This window comes from Pseudoduganella lutea (assembly GCF_004209755.1).
GTDB classification, from domain to species: domain Bacteria; phylum Pseudomonadota; class Gammaproteobacteria; order Burkholderiales; family Burkholderiaceae_D; genus Rugamonas; species Rugamonas lutea.
Genome location: NZ_CP035913.1, coordinates 1,311,629 through 1,332,497 on the forward strand (window position 1 = coordinate 1,311,629; position 20,869 = coordinate 1,332,497).

Annotated in this window: 16 protein-coding genes; 3 read left to right on the top strand and 13 right to left on the bottom strand. The window is 60.6% G+C overall.

Annotation, left to right across the window (positions count from 1 at the left end):
• Positions 1–11 precede the first annotated feature (11 nt).
• The 13 genes from gspG to EWM63_RS05625 all read right to left on the bottom strand — a co-directional run bounded on the left by gspG (position 12) and on the right by EWM63_RS05625 (position 17,182).
• Positions 12–467 carry a type II secretion system major pseudopilin GspG gene (gene gspG / locus EWM63_RS05565; protein ID WP_130185639.1) on the bottom strand — a complete coding sequence of 152 codons (456 nt, stop codon included), beginning with the start codon at positions 465–467 and terminating at the stop codon, positions 12–14.
• Positions 468–718: 251 nt separating this feature from the next.
• Positions 719–1,732 carry an acyltransferase gene (locus EWM63_RS05570; protein ID WP_130185640.1) on the bottom strand — a complete coding sequence of 338 codons (1,014 nt, stop codon included), beginning with the start codon at positions 1,730–1,732 and terminating at the stop codon, positions 719–721.
• 387 nt (positions 1,733–2,119) lie between these two features.
• Complete coding sequence (gene wecB / locus EWM63_RS05575) at positions 2,120–3,214, bottom strand: non-hydrolyzing UDP-N-acetylglucosamine 2-epimerase (RefSeq protein ID WP_130185641.1); 1,095 nt, start codon at positions 3,212–3,214, stop codon at positions 2,120–2,122.
• A gap of 180 nt (positions 3,215–3,394) precedes the next feature.
• Entirely contained in the window at positions 3,395–4,045 is a 651-nt protein-coding gene (locus EWM63_RS05580; protein WP_130185642.1) for an NF038129 family PEP-CTERM protein, read from the bottom strand.
• 8 nt (positions 4,046–4,053) lie between these two features.
• The gene (locus tag EWM63_RS05585; RefSeq protein WP_130185643.1) at positions 4,054–7,035 is read right to left on the bottom strand and encodes an ExeM/NucH family extracellular endonuclease; all 2,982 of its coding nucleotides are present in this window, start codon (positions 7,033–7,035) and stop codon (positions 4,054–4,056) included.
• Between the two features lie 158 nt (positions 7,036–7,193).
• Positions 7,194–8,192 (bottom strand): TIGR03790 family protein, encoded by a 999-nt coding sequence (locus EWM63_RS05590; protein WP_130185644.1) that lies wholly within the window; start codon positions 8,190–8,192, stop codon positions 7,194–7,196.
• A 232-nt stretch (positions 8,193–8,424) separates the two neighbouring features.
• Positions 8,425–8,850 (bottom strand): serine O-acetyltransferase, encoded by a 426-nt coding sequence (locus tag EWM63_RS05595; protein ID WP_130185645.1) that lies wholly within the window; start codon positions 8,848–8,850, stop codon positions 8,425–8,427.
• A 150-nt stretch (positions 8,851–9,000) separates the two neighbouring features.
• Positions 9,001–10,419: a mannose-1-phosphate guanylyltransferase/mannose-6-phosphate isomerase gene (locus EWM63_RS05600; RefSeq protein WP_130185646.1), complete on the bottom strand. Its 1,419-nt coding sequence runs from the start codon at positions 10,417–10,419 to the stop codon at positions 9,001–9,003.
• A complete protein-coding gene (locus EWM63_RS05605; RefSeq protein ID WP_130185647.1) occupies positions 10,416–11,582 on the bottom strand; it encodes a nucleotidyltransferase family protein in 1,167 nt (388 codons plus the stop codon). Before EWM63_RS05605 ends, EWM63_RS05600 begins: the two co-directional genes overlap by 4 nt.
• 18 nt (positions 11,583–11,600) lie before the next feature.
• Positions 11,601–12,599: a UDP-glucose 4-epimerase GalE gene (gene galE / locus EWM63_RS05610; RefSeq protein WP_130185648.1), complete on the bottom strand. Its 999-nt coding sequence runs from the start codon at positions 12,597–12,599 to the stop codon at positions 11,601–11,603.
• Entirely contained in the window at positions 12,596–13,852 is a 1,257-nt protein-coding gene (locus tag EWM63_RS05615; RefSeq protein ID WP_229487744.1) for a glycosyltransferase family 4 protein, read from the bottom strand. Before EWM63_RS05615 ends, galE begins: the two co-directional genes overlap by 4 nt.
• Positions 13,836–15,146, bottom strand: a complete 1,311-nt coding sequence (locus EWM63_RS05620) for a nucleotide sugar dehydrogenase (RefSeq protein ID WP_130185649.1) — start codon at positions 15,144–15,146, stop codon at positions 13,836–13,838. The genes EWM63_RS05615 and EWM63_RS05620 overlap by 17 nt, the downstream gene beginning before the upstream one ends.
• Positions 15,147–15,157: 11 nt before the next feature.
• The gene (locus EWM63_RS05625; protein ID WP_130185650.1) at positions 15,158–17,182 is read right to left on the bottom strand and encodes a heparinase II/III family protein; all 2,025 of its coding nucleotides are present in this window, start codon (positions 17,180–17,182) and stop codon (positions 15,158–15,160) included.
• A 178-nt stretch (positions 17,183–17,360) separates the two neighbouring features.
• Here EWM63_RS05625 and EWM63_RS05630 point away from each other — a divergent pair, with 178 nt between their 5' ends.
• From EWM63_RS05630 to EWM63_RS05640, 3 genes are read left to right on the top strand one after another with little or no spacing between them, the layout of a single operon-like run.
• Positions 17,361–18,722 carry a phenylacetate--CoA ligase family protein gene (locus EWM63_RS05630; RefSeq protein WP_130185651.1) on the top strand — a complete coding sequence of 454 codons (1,362 nt, stop codon included), beginning with the start codon at positions 17,361–17,363 and terminating at the stop codon, positions 18,720–18,722.
• Complete coding sequence (locus EWM63_RS05635) at positions 18,719–19,789, top strand: glycosyltransferase family 4 protein (protein WP_165390755.1); 1,071 nt, start codon at positions 18,719–18,721, stop codon at positions 19,787–19,789. The genes EWM63_RS05630 and EWM63_RS05635 overlap by 4 nt, the downstream gene beginning before the upstream one ends.
• Positions 19,786–20,865, top strand: coding sequence for a CapA family protein (locus EWM63_RS05640; protein ID WP_165390756.1), 1,080 nt, complete (start codon positions 19,786–19,788; stop codon positions 20,863–20,865). Before EWM63_RS05635 ends, EWM63_RS05640 begins: the two co-directional genes overlap by 4 nt.
• The last annotated feature ends 4 nt before the right edge of the window (positions 20,866–20,869 follow it).

Genomic DNA, 20,869 nt, shown 5'->3' on the forward strand with positions numbered 1-20,869 from the left:
CCTGGAACCGGTTATTGCGAAATGATGTCGGCGTTGTCGGCGGTGCCGCCTGGCTGGCCGTCCTTGCCCAGGGAAATGATCTCGTAGTCGCCGCGCGTGCCAGGCGCCTTGTACTGGTACGGATGGCCCCAAGGATCGGGCGGTACGCCTTTCTTCAGGTACGGGCCGTTCCACTTGGCGCCCGCCGTGGCCGGTGCCGCCAGCAGCGCCCCGAGGCCTTCTTCCGTGGTCGGGTAGCGGCCGACATCGAGCCGATAGGTATCGAGCGACTTCTCGAATGCCTCGATCTGCGCCTTCGCGACCGTGACTTCCGACTTGCCCAGCTGCGAGAAATACTTGGGGCCGACATAGGCTGCCAGCAGGCCGATGATGACGATCACCACCAGGAGTTCGAGCAGCGTGAAACCACGCTCGCGCCGGCATGCGGCTGCGCCCTCATGCGCACCTTCGCGTGCATGCTGGTTCATGAATTGCGACTTGGACTTCGCTGCGTACATCCGAAACAACCTCCGATTGCCGAGTTGACGGTGAAGGCTACCACGTCATTTGTGGTTTGGACAATTTTTATTCGACATTCCGGCAAGCTGGGCGACTCGTTGTCAGACCGAATGGAACCAGCTTCGCGACGGGCCCGTGCGTGCGCGATTTTTTACACGCAAGTTCGCGACGCTATGCCGGGTTGGCAAATGACCGGATTTCGCCATACGGGAAGCCCCTCTTACAGTACGAATGCAACCCTCCGGCTCAAGGGGATCAGGGCTGCCGTGATGCCGATCGACACAACCATGACCAGCAAGGTCATCGCTGTCAGGCCGATGTCGACATGAGGCTGGAGCGTTTGCAGTACGAACATGTGTACCAGATAGATTCCGCTGGAATACGTGGCAATTCGTTTCTGGTTACTGTAAAGCTTGCAATTATGAACAGCGATGAATATTGCCGGACAAATCAGCAACAGTGCCGCCAGGTTATCATACCCCCCATCGCTACCCCGGATGAAATAATTCATGCTGGATTCGAAAAGCAATAGTGCGGCACCGATTGCAACAGCCAGCAAAATATGACCACTGGATAGTCTTTTCTGCAGCCCATACTTGTTTATCGCGAATCCGATGTAAAAAAACGGGAATCCCAGGAACAGGAAATTTCGGTACACCCAAAGCAGGTTGAAAATCCGGTCGAAGACCGTTCCAGAAAAAACGTGATAGTTTCCGGCATACTGGATAAAAACCCCCGTGCCATACAGTCCGAGCACAACGATAGCTGCCACGCGAGGTTTGCTGCTTCTGAAAACGATCACAAGCAGGGCAGCGCCGATCATGCCGCTGAGGTACCACAAATGAAAATAGCCGATGACGATCGTATGGAAAAACTTGGCGATCCCGAATAGCGAAGGCTCCAGTGGTGGAATCCAAAAATATCCATAGATCACCGTCCAGAACAGATAAAGCATCACAACGCGGGAAAACCAGCGTCTCGCTTCTCCTCTCTGCAGGATTGGAAAGAAGTAAAAACCGTTGATGATGAAGAAAATCGGTACTGCGATGCGAAATACACCATTCCCGAAAAGGTAGCCGATAAGTGGCGTAGTATCCTGCAGCAGACCTACATGCAGCCCAACCACCATGAAAGCAAGAACCAACTTCAATACATCGATCGAAACGTTCCGCTGCAAAGATGCGGGAGCACTTTTTAATGGGTTTGGCAAATCTGGGGAGGCTGAAGTTAGCATTTTTCGATAATATTTTAGGGCACAGACTTGGGAGCGTCGTGTCGACGTGCCTGGAGTGCATTCCCAAGCCCTTGCCACACCGGGAACTCGATAAGATTGTTGTGAAGGTTTCTAAGGCTATGAACGTGTTCAGGATCCAGCCAGGTCTGGTGCTCCTCCGGTGACGTATCAAGGAGGTGGAAATATCACAGAAAGCATGTGCCGGGCATGCAGAAAGTACGGCAAATCACACGGCGCAACGCGGGTCGGTGTCGTGGAACGCGGGCACGAAGCGGGAGCTGCTGCCATGGACAAGCTGGAGTCGAAGCCTGGCAGTTGCGCATGGCATCGCCAGTACGCTTGTCGAGACACGCCGCCGTGCAATACTCAGCCGATGGCGCGCCAGGGTCAGTTCAGAACCTGGTCAAGCACGGCCACGATGCGCTGCGCTGCCTTCCCATCCCATAAATGGGGTCGCCTGCCCTGCTTGCCTTCGCCGCGCAATACCTTGCGCGCTTCGTCGACAATACGCGCCGGATCGGTGCCAACCAGCAAATTGGTGCCTTCTTCGACAGTCACGGGACGCTCGGTATTTTCGCGAATCGTCAGGCATGGCACACCCAGGGCAGTGGTTTCCTCCTGCAGGCCACCACTGTCGGTCAGCACGACCGCTGCATCTTTCCACAGGTCGAGGAACGCCATGTAGGCCTGCGGCCCTACGAGGGTCACGTTCGGCCCCAGGTCGAGGCCGAACCGCTCCAGGTTCCCACGGGTGCGGGGGTGTACCGGAAATATCAGCGGCACCTCGCTGGCGATCTCCGTCAGCGCTGATCCGATCCGCCCCATCATCGCCGCATCATCGACATTGCTCGGCCGGTGCAGCGTAACGACGCCATAGCGCCGGCCAGCGAACTCGCGCTTCAACGATTGGGCCTGGAAGCCGCTGTCGGCCAGCTTGCCCGCCTGGTACAGCACGTTATCGACCATGACGTGGCCGACATAGTGAATGCTGGATTCAGGTTTACCCTCGCGCCGCAGATGTTCCACGGCGCTTGGCTCGGTGGCAAAGAACCAATCGCTGATACTGTCGGTGACCAGGCGATTGATTTCTTCGGGCATCGTCATGTCACCGCTGCGCAGTCCTGCTTCCACGTGCGCCACGGGAATGTTGAGCTTTTTCGCGACGATCGAGCAAGCCAGCGTGGAGTTGACGTCGCCTACTACGAGTACCGCGTCGGGACGCTGCTCCAGGCACAGCTTTTCGAAACCCAGCATGATCCTGGCAGTCTGGTCGGCATGACTGCCGCCGCCCGCTCCCATGAACACGTCCGGCGCCGGTATGCCGAGTTCCTCGAAGAACACATCGTTCATCTCCCGGTCATAGTGCTGACCCGTGTGGATGATCCGGTAAGCCAGCCGGGGATGGCCTACCATGGCGCGTACGATCGGCGCGATCTTCATGAAGTTCGGCCGTGCACCGGCCACCAGATAGACAGTTTTCATTCAGCGCTCTCCTGCTTCGGATTTGTTATTTTAGCAAATCGGCAAGTATTTGGCACTGATTGCATGGCGATGGGGCAGCCGCCAGACGCGTGCGCGCCTCCTGCCTGGCTGTCGATGCAGCCCGCCGGGTTCAGGAACCTCGGCGGGAAGCCACGTCGGTCGAGGACCGACATGCGCAGATCAGGCAGCGTTGGTGCGACGGTTACGGTAAGCAGCGCCGGCGACGAGCAGGCCGCCGATGCCCAGCATCAGCCACGACGAAGGCTCGGGTACCGCGGAAATCGATGCGGCGTCCGAGTAGCTAACCGCATTGAATGTCCCGCTGCCACCCGGCGCGGTGGCAGGCGCCCACGTGATGTCGAGCAGCCTGCCGTCGGCGGCGGATGACGCGCCCAGTGTTGCCGTGACATCGGCATCGTATGCCCAAACCCCGAAGAGCGACCCGTAGGCGCCGCCGGACAGATCGACATTGTCACCGGCGAAAGTGACGTCAAAGCTCAGCACCTGGCCGTAATTTACGGCATGGAACAGACTGTTGAAGGTCTCGCCATTGCCGATCACGTAGCCGGACGCCAGCGAGCCCGACACCTGGCTCGTGGTTTCCACCGCCGCGCCCGGGTCGAACCCCTGGAAACCGCTCAGGGTCACGGCGGTTGCGGGCGATACGCCCGGGATGGCCGGGTTGTACTGGAAGTCAATCCAACCGGTGTTGCCGAACATCGTGGTATCGATGCTGACGGCGAACGTGGTATCGGCCAGCGCCGCACTGCTGCCGAAAACCAGTGCCAGGGCGGCGACGGCCGTCCGCAATTTCAGAATAGTCGAAAGCATGTCGTTCCTTAGAAGTTACCGCTGAAAATTTTCGCCGTGTACGTGGCGTTGACCTTGGCAGGATTGCGCAGCGTGAGCGGCAGCGTGACCGATGCACCTGGTGCCAGCCCGCCCGCGACGCGGATGTACGGCGCCCCGTCGTGCATGCCGGTCGCGTTGACGACCGTGATCCCGGCGGGAAGGCCATCGAAACGCAGCGACAGCGGACCGGCCAACGCGGCGGACGAACGGTTGACCAGCGTGACCGAACCGGTGAACAGCTGCGTCACGCGGTTGAACCCCAAGCCCGTCGCATTGACCTGCACGCTCGCCGTGACCTCGCTGTACGCTGGCTGAAGCGCCAGGCTGATGACGACCGGGTCGTGGTCGGATGCGCGATAAGGCTGCGCGTCATACAGGTCCTGCGGCTTGCCGTTGGTGTTGTAGTCGATGACTTCCGGCTCGTCCGCGTTCGCATGCCATTCGGCGGCGCCGACGACCTGCGGGCTCAGCGAAGCACTGGCCAGTGCGTGGTCCAGGTAGCCCGCCTGGTGGCCGAAGACGTAGGAGTAAGGCAGCTCCACCGGGCGTACGAAGCGCTCCAGCTGGTTCACGTAGCCCCGTGCCGTGATGGCGGCGATCGGGTCTTCCATGCCATAGGCATTGAAGTCGCCGATCAGCAGCACGTCATTGTCGCCGGCGGCGGCCTGCACCTGGGGCACGAACGTGTTGACCAGCTGCTGCGCCTGGGCGACGCGGGTGGCGTTCCAGCAGCTCTGGCCATCGCCGTTGTCGGCTTCCGGACCCGTGCCCGACGGGCAGCTGCCCTTCGATTTCAGGTGGTTGACGACAACGGAGAATTTCTCGCCGTTCGCAGCGCGGAACGTTTGCGCCATCGGCGGCCGGTTGTTGACGCTGTTCGCATCGGCCAGCGCGCCACCGACCAGCGTGACGGCTGCCGGCTTGTAGATCATGGCCACGCGGATCGCATCCGTGCCGGTAGCGGCCGGCTTTGGCACGACCGCATACACCGGCGCGCCGTAGGCCGCGTTCAGGCTTTCCACCAGCAGGCCAACGGCCGTGTCACCGTTGTTCTGGATCTCCATCAGGCCGACGACGTCGGCATCGACATTCTTCAGCTGGTTGACGATCTTGTCGCGCTGGCGCACGTATTCGGCCAGGTTGTCGGCACCGCGGCAGTTACCCCGGGTGGTCGAGGAGCCAACCGTGCAGCCCTGGTTCGTCTGCCCGGTGGCCGTCGTGCCGTCGGTGAACGTGGTGAAGAAGTTCAGCACGTTGGCGCTGGCCACTTTCACGTTCCCGGCCGGCAGCGCCGGCGCCCCATCACGCGGGTTGTCGCGAGTGATGGCAGGGGCCACGGTCGGCTGCAGCTTGAAGCCGGCGCCGCCGGCGCCCAGCGCGCCATAATCGACGACACCGGTCAGGTCATGCACCAGGTCGCCGGCGCGCACGGTGCGGCCTTCGCCGATGTAGGGGATCGTCGTCGGCGTGGTGAAGATGCCATCGTCCAGCACGATCAGATTGGCCGCGTTGGACGCCGCCAGCGCGGCCGCTTCGGCGCTGCGCGGTGCATAGCGGTTGGTCGGGATTTCCAGGCGGCCGGAGGACAGCGACAGTTCGCCGCGGCTGCCCAGGTAATCGGTCTGCGAGATCGTCAGCGGGTTCGTGAAGCGCACCAGCATGCCTTCGACCTGGTCGAGGCGGGCATTCGGCAGCGCGACGTTGGTCGGCGCCACGCTGTGGCCCGACGACAGCACCGGCGCGAACGTGACATCCGTCATTTCCGTATACGAGCGGCTGGCGCCGTTCGGCGTGTATTCGGTGATCTTGCCGGTGACGCGCACGCGCTGGCCGACGGCCACGCCCTCGGCGGCCGCGGCGTTGTAGACGTACAGGCCGTCGGATGTGACCGGATCGCCATCGCCGTTTGCATCCTGCAGGAAGAAGCCGCCCGCAACTTTTGCGGTGACGATACCTTCGGTGGTCTGCACGCTGTTCGCATACGGGCTGGTGGCGCCACTGCCCTGGATCTCCGGAATCGTGTGCGTGATGGCTGCCAGCGTGCGCACGGCAACGTTGACCGTGCAACTGGCATCCTGCGCGTCGTCATTGGCGAAGCGGATCGTGACCGGGAAGTCGCCCAGCGGCACGTTGGCGGCCACTTCCAGGCGTCCGGCCGCGCTGCCGCCATCGACGGTCGCGGCGTCGAATGCCAACGTGATGCCCGGTACCGCGGCGGACGTGATCGCAGCGGCGTTGACGATGCTGTCGGCATCGCTGGCACGCAGTGACGTGATGCCAGCATAGCCCTGGGCGATGCCCAGGCTGGCCGGGCACTGCAGCACGATCGGCTTGTTGACCGGCACATTGCACGAGTGGGCGGGCGCGGCGGCATTGCGCGGCGCCGGCGTGGCCACGGTGAAGTCGGCGCCATTGTTGTCGGTATCGATGCAGCCGGCTTCATTGCGCAGCACGGCGGTGGCATTGCCCGTACCGCCGGCGGGCGCGGCACCCTCGAAGTGACCGGCACTGCCCCAGCCCACCAGGTCGACCAGCGCACCGCCGCTTGGCGTGGCACCGGCCAGCGCAGTGATCGAGCTCACCAGCGCCACCTTGCCGCCGCTGCCGCTCATCGCGATCGTGCCCGTGGTATCGGGCTCGAGGGCAACGCTGCCGCCGGTGCCGGTCGCCTGCTGCACCAGGTAGTACTTGCCCGGCGCGATCGTGACGGCGGGCAGTCGCGTTACCTGCCAGGTGCCGCCGCCAGCGCTGGCGTATTGCACGCTCCAGTCCGACAATGTGACCGCCGCATCGCTCCGGTTGAACAGTTCAATGAAATCGGACTTCAGCGTGGCGCCGCTGTTGCCGCCACCGCCGTAGACCTGGCTGATGACGATATCGGAAGCGGCAAAGGCCGGCGTGGCCAGGGCGGCAGCCAGGGCCGCCGCCAACGCGGTCTTGCGGCCCAGGATCGGAGCGTGTGGTGTCATGTTATTCCTGCGGTATTGAAGGAGTGAATCGAATATTGCTAATAGCATATTAGCTAAACGGTATGACTCCTTAATGACAGCGAGCTGATCCGTTCAGACTGACATATGTCATAGCATGCAGAAGTAACAATAACACCGGCGCAGCCAGCGCGGAACGGTCAGCGCCGATATGGTGCGGCCAATGGCTCGCCGATGAAGACCCCCTGGGCAGGCCAGGCCACGCTGCGCCAGTACGCTTCGATTGCCGTACTGCCGCCAACGTAGTGACGCAGCAGCACGGCCGGGTTCGAGAACTTTTGCCAGAAATTGCAGGGTTCACTCACGGTGCCGTAGCTTGCAGTGGCGCCTGACTGCAACCAGCGCAGACTACTCATCTGTGCATTACCGAGCAGGTCGCCACCGACCGACGTCAGGTGGTCAGCCAGCGCACCCGGCAGGAACTGCAATGTATCGAGCTTTTCCACACGCGCCTTGCCGGTCTGATAGAACATGATGTCTTTTCTGCCCTCAAGGGCGTCATCGCGCAGCGTGTGGATCGTCAGCTTGCGTTGCGGGATTGCGCCAGCCTTCGGAAAGAACGGTGCACGGCTGTTACGCGGTTTTTCGCTCGTGACGAGATAATAAGCGCCGGCATTGGGGATGCGGAATCCGCTGGCCTTGCCGCGATCGATCAATGCCTTGCCTTCCTCCACCGACTCAGTCGGTAACAGCATCGCCAGCCGCATGCCCTGTTGCGTCGCGCCTGGCAGTGCGGTGGCGTTGAAATAAGGGCTGGGCTTGCCGGGTGCACAGGTCTTGCTGCACTGTTCGGCATCGAAGCCGAGCGCATAGGCGGCCGTGATGCCGTTGCATTCCACTGCATAGGGCGCCGTCCATACCATCAGCACCGCCTGCACTTCGGGTTTCAGCCTGCCGTCAATCTCCGCCTTCAGGCTCGCGAACTGGTCAGCGGTGAGCGTGCGTGGCTTCCCCGGAATGCGCACGTGTACGACATTCGCGTCCGGTATGCCGCGTGCGGTACGGTAGTACTCACCCAGCGCGACGCTGTTGGGCTCTTCGTCATTGATGATAATGGCCAGCTGGGCAGGCTGCAACGCGGGCGCTGCCGTTGCGGCAGACGCGGCCAGCAAGACTGGCAGGATGAAGGATTGTCGCAATGTATTGGTTCCGTACGAACGAACTGCGGAGAAAAAAAAACGGAGGCTCAGCCTCCGTTTTGATTATAGCGCGCTGTCTTGGCACGGCGATGCATTGCCTGACCAGAACGGTGGGTCGATATCTGTTGGCAAAGAATCCCATACGGAAGAAGCATGGCAACTACAGTTTTTGTTCATTAACACCAAAGAAATAGAAAATATCGCGTGGCTGCGAACTGATCCGGATTACTGATCAACTGGATCCCGATGTTTTTTGCCTCACCACGGCCGGGACGCCTGTCGCCACGGCGCCTTCGGGGATATCGTGCAGCACGACCGCGCCGGCGCCGACACGCGCATTGCGTCCGATGACGATGGGACCCAGGACACATGCGCCCGTGCCGATTTCTGCTCCGTCTTCGATCACCGGAACGTCGTGCAAACCAGATCGGCCACCGATGGTCACGTTCTGCGAGATCTTGACGTCATTGCCGATCCGCGCACGTGCGTGGATCACCGTGCCAAGCCCGCTATAGGCGAACAGGACGTTTTTGCCAACGACGACGCTGGGTGGCAGGACCACGGCAAAGACGACCCGGTTGAGGCCATATAGCAGTCGCGGCAGCAGGGGGATACGGTGCCGGTGCAACCATGCAGCCAGACGAAAGATTTTTATCATTGCCAATCCAAACGGGAATATCGAGCTTGCCGGGACGATGCAATCCGCAGGTAGCGTCACGGATCACCGGAAGTCGACGCAAAAGTAACCGATCAATATGAGAATGCCACGCGGCGCGTACACGCTACGTGGCATTCGGGAAATGCGCGATCAGGTACGCTGGTAGACGTCTTCGAACCGCACGATGTCGTCTTCGCCCAGATAGCTACCAGACTGCACTTCGATCAGGTGCAGTGGCAGCTTGCCGGGGTTTTCCAGGCGATGGTTCATGCCGATCGGGATGTACGTGGACTCGTTTTCCGTCAGCAGTTCCACCTTGTCGCCGCACGTGACCTTGGCGGTGCCGGACACAACGATCCAGTGCTCGGCGCGGTGGTGGTGCATCTGCAGCGACAGCTTGCCACCCGGGTTGACGGTGATACGCTTGACCTGGAAGCGTTCGCCGATGTCGATGCCTTCGTAGCATCCCCAAGGACGGTAGACCTTCGTGTGGTGCAGGTGCTCGGTGCGGTCCTGGCATTTCAGGTGATCGACCACCTGCTTGACACGCTGGACCTGTGACTTGTGCGCGACCAGCACGGCATCGTTGGTTTCAACCACCACCACGTCATCCACGCCGATCACCGCCACGCAACGGCTTTCCGCGCGCACCAGCGAATTCTTCACGCCGTCCAGATACACGTCGCCACGGCAGACGTTGCCATTCTCGTCATGCTGCTGCACTTCCCATAACGCAGACCAGGAGCCAACGTCATTCCAGCCAATCGACGCCGGCACGACAACAGCATGGCGGGTGCGTTCCATCACTGCATAGTCGATCGAGTCGGACGGGCTGGCGGCGAACGCTTCCTCGTTCAGGCGGCAGAAGTCGAGGTCGCGATAACCCTTCGACACGGCATCGGCCGTGGCGTTGGCGATTTCGGGTTGGAACTGCTGCAACTCCTTCAGGTAACCGTCGGCGCGGAACAGGAACATGCCACTGTTCCAGAAGTAATTGCCGGCCTTGACGAACTCCTCGGCCGTGCCGCGGTCGGGCTTCTCGACGAAACGCTCGACCTTGAAGCAATTGTCACCGACCGGCAGGGGCTCGCCGCTCTTGATGTAGCCATATCCCGTCTCCGGTGCCGTGGGCACGATACCGAACGTGGCCAGCGCACCATGCTCGACTAGCGCAGCGGCACGCAGGATCGCTGCATAGAATGCCTCGGTGTCGCTGATCACATGATCCGCCGGCAGTACCAGCATGACTGCCTGGTCGTCGATTGCCTTCAGATAATGCGCAGCAGCAGCCACGGCCGGTGCCGTGTTGCGTCCTTCCGGCTCGAGCAGAATGCCGAGCGGCTTGACATTGATTTCACGCAACTGTTCAGCAACGAGGAACCGGTGCTCGTTGCCGCACACGATCAGCGGTTGCATCAGTTCAGCGCGACCGTTCAGGCGCAGCGCCGTGTCCTGCAGCATCGTCTTGTCGGCAACCACCGGCAGCAACTGTTTCGGCAGCGCCGCACGCGATAATGGCCACAGGCGGGTGCCGGCGCCGCCGGACAGGATGACGGGATAAATTTTCATGCTTTCTTCTGTTCTAAATGAGGAAGGTCTGGTTCGTTTTCCCGGCGGCGGGCTGCGCGGCGGTCGCGTGCGTTGGCCCACTCATCGGATTCATATTGCGAAACGTGCTTCATTTCGCCGGCACGGTCGACACTATAGTCTTTAAAGACAATCAGTTCGTTCAGCGTAACATCCGGTAACACGCGCGTATATTCAAACAGCACGCTGCGAACCACCTTTGCGCCGGAGCAGATATGGCTGCCGTGGCCGATCCAGGTCGGGCCGACAATGTGAGCACCGGCATCGACCTTCACGCCCGAGCCGATGTACACGGGTCCTTCGATCGTCGTACCCTCGCTCCAGTCGATGTTCGTGTTCAAGCCAACCCACAGGCCTTCATCGACCTGGATGCCGGGTACCGCCATATTGGCGACTTCGCCCAGCAACACGCCTTGCAGCACTTCCCAATAATCCTTCACGCTGCCGATATCGATCCAGTTGAATTTGCGCGTCTGGTTATAGAACGGCAAGCCCTTCTCGGCCAGCAGCGGGAACAGCTCGGAACCGATGTCGAAGGCGCGGTCCGTCGGGATCAGGTCGATTACTTCGGGTTCGAAGATGTAGATGCCGGTACTGGCACAATTCGATTTCGCATGCGCCGGATCCGGCTTTTCCTGGAATTCGCGGATGCGGCCGTCTTCATCGCTGACGACGACGCCGTAGCTGGACACCTTGTCCCACGGGACTTCCCGCGTGATGACGGTGGCCAATGCTCCTTTGCGGCGATGCTCGAACAAGGCCGATTTCAGGTCGAGGTCGATCAATGCATCGCCGCACAGCACGATCGTGGTTTCGTCGAAGAATCCGCCGAACTCCTGGATTTTCTTGATGCCGCCGGCCGAACCGAGCGGCTCGGGCACGACCTCGCCGTCATCATTGGTGTAGCCTTCGAACGAATAGCCGATCTGCACGCCAAACTGGTGGCCTTCGCCAAAATACTCTTCGATCTTTTCGTGCAGGTAGCTGACGTTGACCATGATCTCCGTGATGCCATACCGGGCCAGGTGTTCGACCAGGTATGCCATCACGGGCTTGCCGAGGATTGGAATCATCGGCTTCGGTAATTCGTACGTCAATGGCCGCACGCGCGTGCCTTTGCCGGCCGCGAGTATCATTGCTTTCATGTGAAGCCCCCTGGAAAATTATTTCGATGAAGATTGCCAGCGCCATGTGTCATCACACATGCGGGCAATGTCGAACTGTGCTTTCCAGCCGAGCTCTCGCTCGGCCTTTGCCGTATCCGCGTAGCAGGCGGCGATATCTCCGGGTCGTCGATCGACGATCTTGTACGGAACTTGCCGGCCGCTTGCAGCTTCAAACGCACGTACCATTTCAAGCACGCTGTTACCGCGACCGGTCCCTAGATTGTAGGTATATACACCCGGACCTGTCGCCAGCTTGTCCAGGGTCTTCACGTGCCCGATCGCGAGATCGACCACGTGGATGTAATCGCGCACGCCCGTGCCGTCCGGCGTTGGATAATCGCCACCGAAAACGGACAGCGATTCGCGCTTGCCGTGTGCCACCTGGGCCACATACGGCATCAGGTTGTTCGGGATGCCGCTCGGTTCTTCGCCGATCAGGCCACTTTCGTGCGCGCCCACCGGGTTGAAGTAGCGCAGCAGGGCGATGCGCCAGCTGTCATCGGATTTGTGCAGGTCGCGCATGATCTCTTCGATCATCAGCTTGCTGCGGCCGTACGGGTTCGTTGCCGACAGCGGGAAATCCTCGGTAATCGGCACCGTGGCCGGATCGCCATAAACGGTTGCCGACGAGCTGAAGACGATCGACTTGACATTGAACTTCGCCATCGTTTCCAGCAGCGCAACGCTGCCGGACACGTTGTTGTCGTAATAGCGCAGCGGCTGCGCGACCGATTCGCCGACGGCTTTCAGTCCGGCGAAGTGGATCACCGAATCGAACTGCCGGGTCGCGAATGCACGCTCCAGCGCGGCACGATCGCGGATGTCCGCTTCGACGAATTCAAAGGGCTTGCCTGTGATGCGCTGCACGCGCTCCTGCACCGCACGGTCAGCGTTGGCCAGGTTATCCACCACGACGACATCGTGGCCAGCGTTGATCAGCTCGACCACGGTGTGCGACCCGATGTAACCCATGCCGCCGGTAACGAGAATGTTCATTCAGCTTCCTTTGTATGATGGGGGAACCGCGCCAGGCAGTGGAGCATTGGCTGAATACAACCGCTCGTACGCCGCCAGCAGTTTCGGTGCTTCGTATTGCCATTCCAGTTCATTGACCACGCGGTGGCGGCCATATGCCCCATGCGCGCTCGGCGCTCGGGGTCATCCAGCAGTTCGGCGATCTTCCTCGCCATGTCCACCGGATCATTCTTGTTCGCGTACAGCGATGCTTCCTGCGCCGAGACCTTGCCTTCGACCAGGTCGAACTGGACGATCGGCTTGCCGAGCGCCATGTACTCCATGATCTTGTTCATCGTGGACTTGTCGTTCATGTCGTTCGCCACGTCAGGATTCACGCACACGTCCGCCGTGTTCAGCATTTCCAGCAGGTCCTGGTCGGGCACGCGGCCAGTGAACGTGACGTAGTCGGCGATGCCCATTTTCACGGCCAGCGCCTTCATCTGGTCGAGCGACGTGCCACCACCGACGAGGCCGAAATGCACATCCTTGCGGCCCATGTCGACGATCAGATGGCGGGCGGCCTCGAGCAGCAAGTCGATGCCCTCCTGCGCGCCCATCACGCCGACATAGCCGACCAGGTAACGCTTGCCCTTCTTCAGTGCTTCGACAGGCGGCAGCACGCGCAGCCGGTCCAGTTTCGGGCCACTGCGCACGACGTAGCAGCGGTCCGGATCCATGCCGCCGCGTTCGACCGCGATGCGCTTGTAGGATTCGTTGGTGGCGATCGATACGTCGGACGTCTTGAACGACCAACGCTCGAACAGCACCATGAGCTTGTAGAAGAAATCACGACGCCCGAACTTTGCTTCATACAGTTCCGGGTTGATGTCGTGGTGATCGAACAGGAACTTCTTGCCCATCGTGAGCTTGAAGAAACCACCGATCAGGAACAGCAGGTCAGGCGGATTGCATGCGTGGATCACATCGAAGCCACGCTTGAAAAGCACCTTCCACGCCAGGCGGAAGGTATGGAACAGCGCAGCCGAATACTCGATCGCGTAGCCCTTCGCACCTTCCGCTTCCAGCGGCAATTTGTAGCGGTAGATGTGAATGCCGTCGATCTCCTCGTACCGGCCTTCATACCCCTTGCCGGTTGGACAGATGATCGATACTTCATAGCCGTTCGCATGCAGCGTGGTCGCTTCCTGCCACACGCGCCGGTCGAACGGCGATGGCAGGTTCTCGACCAGGATCAGGACGCGACGCTGCTTGCCCTTACCAGCAAATGCCATCGTACTGGCCTCCGCTTTGCTCCTTGCTGATACGTACAAGGTCGACGATCGTCTGACCGTCCTTCAGCATGCCAGGCACCTGCTTGAACTCGGACGCGCCGTTACCGATCACCACCGTGTCGGCAAATGCCAGCACTTCCTCCATCGAATTCACCATCAGCTTCGAGATGTGTGGAATGTGGTTCAGGATGTAATCCTGGTTGGCCCCGGTCAGGGCGGCGAGATTCACGTTCTTGTCGTACAGTTTCAGCTCATAGCCCTTGCCCAGCAGCGTTTCGATCACGTCGACCAGCGGCGATTCGCGCAAGTCATCAGTGCCAGCCTTGAACGAGAAACCCAGGATGCCGATCTTGCGCGTACCCTTGTCGACGATCATCTTGACGCCCTTTTCCACCTGCTTGCGGTTCGACGGCAAGATCGAATCGAGCAGCGGCAGTTCCAGGTCCAGCGAACGGGCCTTGTAGGTCAGCGCGCGCACGTCTTTAGGCAGGCAGGAGCCGCCAAAGGCAAAGCCCGGCTTCATGTAATAAGGCGACAGGTTCAGCTTGGTATCCTGGCAGAAGATCTCCATTACCTTGTGGCCGTCGATACCAACCGCCTTGCAGATATTGCCGATTTCGTTGGCAAATGCCACCTTGACGGCATGCCATGTGTTGTCCGTGTACTTGACCATTTCAGCCGTCGCAACATCGGTACGCACCAGCGGCGCTTCCATGTTCTCGTACAGCTTGACAAGCATCTCGCCAGCACGTTCGTCGGATTCGCCGATGACCGTCTTGGGTGGATGATAATAATCGTAGACAGCGGTGCCTTCGCGCAGGAATTCCGGGTTGTTGCACACGCCGAAGTCGACGCCGGCCTTCTTGCCGGAAGCTTGTTCGAGCGAGGGGATCACGACGGATGTCATCGAGCCCGGCAGCATCGTGCTGCGCGCGACAACCACATGGAAGCCTTCTTTGTCCTTGATTGCGGCACCGATTTGCTCGCAGACCTTGCGCACGTGCGACAGGTCCAGGTTGCCGTTCAGCTGCGAAGGCGTACCCACGCAGATCAGCGACATGTCACTGTTCAGCACGGCATCGCGCACGTCGGTCGTGGCACGCAATTGCCCACCCTCGACAGTCTTGGCGATCATTTCGCCAATATCTTTCTCGATGATCGGCGTGGTGCCTTTGTTGATCAGGTCGACTTTCGTCTGGTTCGGATCGACGCCGATCACTTCGTGTCCGTCGGCTGCCAGACAGCCGGCAGATACCGCGCCCACGTAGCCAAGGCCAAAGATGCTGATTTTCAAGATACTGCTCCTTAAATGTTTAATTTACCGCTTGCGATAACGCCTGCGACTTCGAGGGTGATCCGGGTTTCCATGCTCGTCGTGCCCTGGATCCTGCCGCGCCAGACTGCGGTCGTGATCGCTGACTTCTCGTCGAAGCGGCGGGACACCCAGCCACCAATCGGCGTCTCGCTGCAACGCAACAATTCGGGTCCTTCGCGCCCGTCGTTCAATGTACAACTCATGCGCAACCCGCTACGCTGGCCGGCTGCCACGAGGTCTTTCCCGTCCACTTCCACCCGGCAGTTCTCCGCGAAGTGCCAATGCAGGGCGATATCATGATCGCCCCGGCATTCTAATATATCTTTTACAACAAGGGCGTTACAATTTGCATCAAAATGTACTGTGCGGCGGTGCAAAACGGGGTCTGTCAGCCTGCAGTATCCGTCGTGCTCTCCGGAAAATTGTTGCAAATTTGAAACAGCATCATGCACCAGCAGTTTGGCATTGGCTTTCGCCAGCCACATGAAATTGCCGCCGATCTCGGATTGGTCCAGGCCGTCGACCTGTACCGTATTGTGTGCTGCCGTACTGCGGAAATAGTCCCGCCATGCCTTCTGGGTGTGATAGGCGTACGTCCCTGGATCAATCAGCAGCTCCTCGCCGCCTGCCGACAGTGTGAATGACAGCGCATCCGCATGACCATGAGCGGCTATCGACAGATAGCCGAGCGGGGCACAATCGATCACGATGCGGACTTCGTCAACCGCACCGAAGTTTTTCCCCAGCAGGTAATAACCGCCTTCATGGAATGCAAGAACGGGCTGCTCCGGCGCCTCTGCCAGTTCGTTCCACTGTTCTATACCGGCAGCACCGAACAGCCAGCGATTCCTGTCATCGAGCACACCGGCCTTGCGCTTGAAATCACCGCGTTTGAACAGCAGCGCGCAACTGGCGAGCAGCGAGCGGTACGGACTCCAGTCCGCTTCGTATGACAACCGGACCATTTGGGCATCGTCCGCATCCCCTGTCATCGGCACGTTGCCGCCGACGTCCATCAGCGCGGAAACGAACTCGGCCAGCCGCTCGATACGCTCCAGGTAGGCGTCGGAAAAGCCTTTGCCGTTCGCGACACCGATGCGATGGCACAGCAGCATCATGTCCATGACTTCATGCTGGTAGTAGATGGCCTGTTCCTTGTTGACGCCATCCGCCGTGTTCTGCTTCAGCGCCTCGGTTTCGAGACCTTTGCGAGCCAGGGCTTCCCAACCCGCGCTCTCCGGCCAGCACGGCCACTGCAGGCTTGCGACGAACAAACCCATGTATTCACCGAACAGGTGATTGTTCGCCGACGAGTGACGCGAGAAGTAACCACGGATGAAATGGCAGTGCTGGTAGATATTGTCCAGCCAGCGACGCTGGAAGCGCATACCCTCTTCACCCGTGAACAGCGCACTTTCTGCGCCGCCCAGCAACTGCCAGGCAAACGACCAGTTCAACAGGCGTACCGCCAGCTCCAGTGAACTGGTCCAGTGCACGCCTGTCGGATAGGGACATTGGTCGAACCAGGATTCCAGCAAGAGGCGGGCACCTGCCGCGTAGCGCTGCTCGCCGGTTGCGCGCCATGCCAGCGCCAACGTCACCAGCTCCAGGTGCCGGCTCGGCTCCCAAAGATATTTGATGTCGCCGACGACGGATTCCCGGCGATAATCGATCGCCTTCCCCAGCTTCATTGGCGCGACGGTGCCGGTCTTCGGATCACGGTTCCACTGCGGCGGAAAACCAAGATTCAGGCCACGCATCGCAAACACATTCCAGCGACCGGCCAGCACGGCATCGGCTGCACTGCGCAAGGCGGGCACGTTCAGCCCTTCCGGGGCTGCCGATCGTGGCAGGAAAGGGGCACCGAAGCGAGCGAGACTCGGCGCAGCGGGACTGGCAACAAGCCCGACACCGATCTTGCTCGCCTTCTTCTGCGCCATCTGGCGCACCCGCCACAAGATCTCGGCAGGTCCCATCAATTTCAGTCGATTAAATTTCCATGCGAGCGTGGACATGCTGGCGCGCTCTCCTGTTATGGTTGATATCTAATCAACTATGGTAACATATCTGACACTCCATCATCCATCCCGGCACTGGAATTGACGCACTGCAGTATGTACCGCTATAGTGTGCAGCCGTTAGCATTTAACCAACCACTCCTCCGCTTTTTCGCCTGCGGATGCGAAGAACAACATGCCGCTCACCATTGTAAAAAGTCTTTCGCTGCTCACGCGGCACCTGGTACGCCGGAATCCATTCGCGCTGGCCCGCGCAAAGACGCTCATCGACCGGGAATCATTGCCAGAGGAAGCATTGCTCGCCCGCCAGCAATGGTTGCTACGCAAGACCCTGACCACCGCGCGCGCGCGCTTGCCCGCCTATTCCAGCCTGCCGGACTGCCCGCCCGACGCGAATCCGTATGACTGGCTACGCCAGCATTATCCAGTGATCAGCAAGCCTGATCTGGTGGCAAATCGCCAGCTCTACTATCCGAACGGTGGCAAGCGCAGGCCATGGTGGCCGCTCGGCAAGACCAGCGGCACGTCCGGTACGCCACTGGAAGTATTCCGGAGTATCGACTCGGTCATTTGGGAAGAAGCCTTCCACCTGCAATTCTGGGCATGGGCTGGCCATCGCAACGGTGCCCCGCAAGCCATCCTGCGTGGCGACCAGGTCGTTCCATCCGGACAGGCTACGCCGCCATTCTGGCTGTGGGACAAATATGGCAAGCAGTTATTCATGTCGACCCGCCACTTGAAGCTGCAAACGGCCGGGGCGATGCTGGACCGCATAGCGACGCAGGGCGCTGCGCAATTGCGCGCCTACCCCTCCTCTTCATATGAACTGGCGCGGGCCGCGGAGCAGTTGAACCATCCGCTGCGCCTGCGCGCGGTAGTGACTGGCTCCGAACCGGTGTACCCGGCACAGCGTGAGCAGATCGAGCGCGCCTTCAACTGCCGCGTGTTCGATTTTTACGGGATGGCCGAGCGTACGGCATTCGCCGCGCAGTGCGAGCATGGCTACTATCACCTGAATCCGGAATACTCGTATGTCGAAATCCTGGATGAGCGTAATGAGCCGACCACTGACTTTGGCTATGTCGTCGGTACCACGCTGCACAATCACGTAATGCCCCTGGTGCGTTACCGCATCTCGGACAAGGCGCGCTGGGTTTCCGGCCCTTGCCCTTGCGGCCGCCACTATCCGCGCATCGAACTGTCCTCGGGCAAGGTTGAAGACCAGCTGTACGACGCCGATAACAATCCGGTCAGCGCGTCGATCATCACATTCGCCCTGAAAGGCCTTGAGCGCATCAGCAAGACGCAGGTGGCGCAAGTCGGACCTGGCGAGTGGGAGGTGCGAATCGTGCCCGACCAGGGATTTTCCAAGGCTGATGAAGAAAAAATGCTGAACAATATCCGCGACCTCGTCACTGACAGGCTTCAGGTACGCATTCGCCTGCTGGATGACATTCCCCTGCAGGCCAGCGGCAAGTTCAAATGGGTGTCGCAGGAATGGCCTGGTGCCAAGAGCCTGCGATCGGGGCAACAATGAAGATTCTGTTTTGCGGCCCCATCCCGCTGGCCGGCGCCACACCTCACGGTGGCTATGAAGCCTGCAACCGGCGCACCATTGACGCCCTGCGCGCAAGCGGCGTGGATGTCAGCGAGCAATATTACCCGCAGCCGAAAGGTGGTGCGCTGGCCAAGTTGCGCGGCTACGTGAATGGTTTCGCCAGCCTGCTGCGCCAGATTCCAGCCAATGATGGCGACGTTTATCATCTGACCGGCCTGTACAAGCACTTCATCCTGGCCGAGTGGCTGCTGTTGCGCAAGGCGCGCCGCCAGCGGCTGAAAGTGATCTACGACGTGCGCGCGGGCTCGATGTACAAGCACTATAAGCGGCTCGGCCCCATGTATCGCTGGCTGTTCCGCCGCGCGCTGCGCGCCGCCGACCTCGTCATGGTGGAAGGAACCGATTATGACCCGTTCGTGCGTGAAGTCACCGGCCGGCCGTCCTTCTATCTGCCGAACCACATTCCCGTGTCAGCGATGCCGCAGCGCACCGCCGGTTCTGTTAGCACGCTTGAGCTCGTCTACATTGGCCGGGTCAACGTGGAAAAAGGCGTCGAGACGGCATTGCAGACCTATCTGGCGCTTAAAGCGTCGGGCATCGACTGCAGCCTGACGGTCGCCGGCCCTGGTAGCCCGGAACTCGTCGCGCGCCTGCAGCAGCAGTATCCTGGCGCCCACTGGCCTGGCCCCATACCGTCCGACCAGGTGCTCGCGCTGCTTGGCCGCTCGCACATCTTTCTCTTCCCGACGCGCCACCCGGGCGAGGGACACTCGAATGCATTGACGGAAGCAATGGCGATGGGTTGCGTGCCCGTCGCGACCGACAATGGTTTCAACAAATCGGTGATCGGAACAGCAGGCATCGTGCTGCCGTTCGATGCGCCAGCGCGTGACTACGCGGATGCGATCGCGTCACTATGGGCGAACGGACGCTGGGAGCAGCTGTCCGCTGCGGCCGCGGAACGTACCCGGCAACACTTCTCCACGGAAAAGGCGGTCGCCAGGCTGGCGTCTGCGTACACGAACCTTTTGGATGTCCGACCATGAATCTGCTTTTCGCCGGCGACCTTGCCTGGCCCGATACCGACATCATCGATCTCTCCGCTCTCGGCGACTTGACCGCCCATGGCCCCCTGCTCGTCAACCTGGAAGGTGGCATCATCGATGGCCCGGCCGAACAGAGCGCGGTTGCCAACGAATACAAGTTCAACCTGTTCTCGCATGCGTCGGTGGTCGACGTGCTGAAGCGCCTGAACGTGGTGGCGTGCGGATTGGCCAACAATCACGTGTCCGACTATGTCGGCGCTGTCGATATCAGCAAGACGCTGCTGGCGCAACAGGACATCGCAGTCTGCGGCACGCGCGATGTGCCCTGGTGCGAGTTCACGGTTGGCGACACGCAGTTCGTCGTGTTCGCCGCATGCTCGCGCTTGCCAGAGCCACGCGTGGACAGCACGGCCGATCATGCCTTGATCTTCGAGCCAGCCGCGGCACTGGCGACGCTGCGCAGCCTGCGCGCCCGCTTCCCGCAGGCGACACTGGTGGCCTTCATGCATTGGGGTTACGAATTGGCCCGCTACCCTCAGCCTGCCGACCGCGAATGGGCCCGCGAGGCGGTCGACGCCGGCGTCAACCTCGTCATTGGGCACCACCCGCACATCGTGCAGGGGGTGGAGCAATACAAGGCCGGCGTGATCGCCTACTCACTGGGCAATTTCCTGTTGCCGCAGGTTCCGTATCGCGGCCGCAAGCTGCACTACAAGACACCTGCCGTCTGCGAACAGCTGATCCTGGAAGCCGCGCCAAGTGGCTTGCGCGCGCACTGGCTGCAATACGATCCCGCGTCGCAAACGGTCACCTATGACCACAGCGGCCCGGTACTGGACGATGACCGCATACGCCAGCGCACGCCATTCGCCGGCATGACAGACAGCGAATATCGCAGCTGGTTTTCCAAGGAAGGCCGCTTTGGAACCGAGGGCAAGCTGCCCGGTACCGTGTTCTGGGGCTACCGGGGCTGGCGTGGCGCGGAGTCGACGCTCAAACTGGCTTACCTTTCGGCGCGCCGCTCGGTGCGCAAGCTGGCCATCAGCACGGGCGTGCACAAGCCCTACAACTGGTAGGCAG

Excerpts from the sequence above, each read along its gene's own strand:
- EWM63_RS05570 (WP_130185640.1), bottom strand. The coding sequence starts at position 1,732 with ATGCTAACTTCAGCCTCCCCAGATTTGCCAAACCCATTAAAAAGTGCT.
- EWM63_RS05630 (WP_130185651.1), top strand. The coding sequence starts at position 17,361 with ATGCCGCTCACCATTGTAAAAAGTCTTTCGCTGCTCACGCGGCACCTG.
- EWM63_RS05600 (WP_130185646.1), bottom strand. The coding sequence starts at position 10,419 with ATGAAAATTTATCCCGTCATCCTGTCCGGCGGCGCCGGCACCCGCCTG.
- EWM63_RS05625 (WP_130185650.1), bottom strand. The coding sequence starts at position 17,182 with ATGTCCACGCTCGCATGGAAATTTAATCGACTGAAATTGATGGGACCT.
- EWM63_RS05585 (WP_130185643.1), bottom strand. The coding sequence starts at position 7,035 with ATGACACCACACGCTCCGATCCTGGGCCGCAAGACCGCGTTGGCGGCG.
- wecB (WP_130185641.1), bottom strand. The coding sequence starts at position 3,214 with ATGAAAACTGTCTATCTGGTGGCCGGTGCACGGCCGAACTTCATGAAG.
- EWM63_RS05635 (WP_165390755.1), top strand. The coding sequence starts at position 18,719 with ATGAAGATTCTGTTTTGCGGCCCCATCCCGCTGGCCGGCGCCACACCT.
- gspG (WP_130185639.1), bottom strand. The coding sequence starts at position 467 with ATGAACCAGCATGCACGCGAAGGTGCGCATGAGGGCGCAGCCGCATGC.
- EWM63_RS05580 (WP_130185642.1), bottom strand. The coding sequence starts at position 4,045 with ATGCTTTCGACTATTCTGAAATTGCGGACGGCCGTCGCCGCCCTGGCA.
- EWM63_RS05605 (WP_130185647.1), bottom strand. The coding sequence starts at position 11,582 with ATGAAAGCAATGATACTCGCGGCCGGCAAAGGCACGCGCGTGCGGCCA.
- galE (WP_130185648.1), bottom strand. The coding sequence starts at position 12,599 with ATGAACATTCTCGTTACCGGCGGCATGGGTTACATCGGGTCGCACACC.
- EWM63_RS05595 (WP_130185645.1), bottom strand. The coding sequence starts at position 8,850 with ATGATAAAAATCTTTCGTCTGGCTGCATGGTTGCACCGGCACCGTATC.
- EWM63_RS05615 (WP_229487744.1), bottom strand. The coding sequence starts at position 13,852 with ATGGCATTTGCTGGTAAGGGCAAGCAGCGTCGCGTCCTGATCCTGGTC.
- EWM63_RS05640 (WP_165390756.1), top strand. The coding sequence starts at position 19,786 with ATGAATCTGCTTTTCGCCGGCGACCTTGCCTGGCCCGATACCGACATC.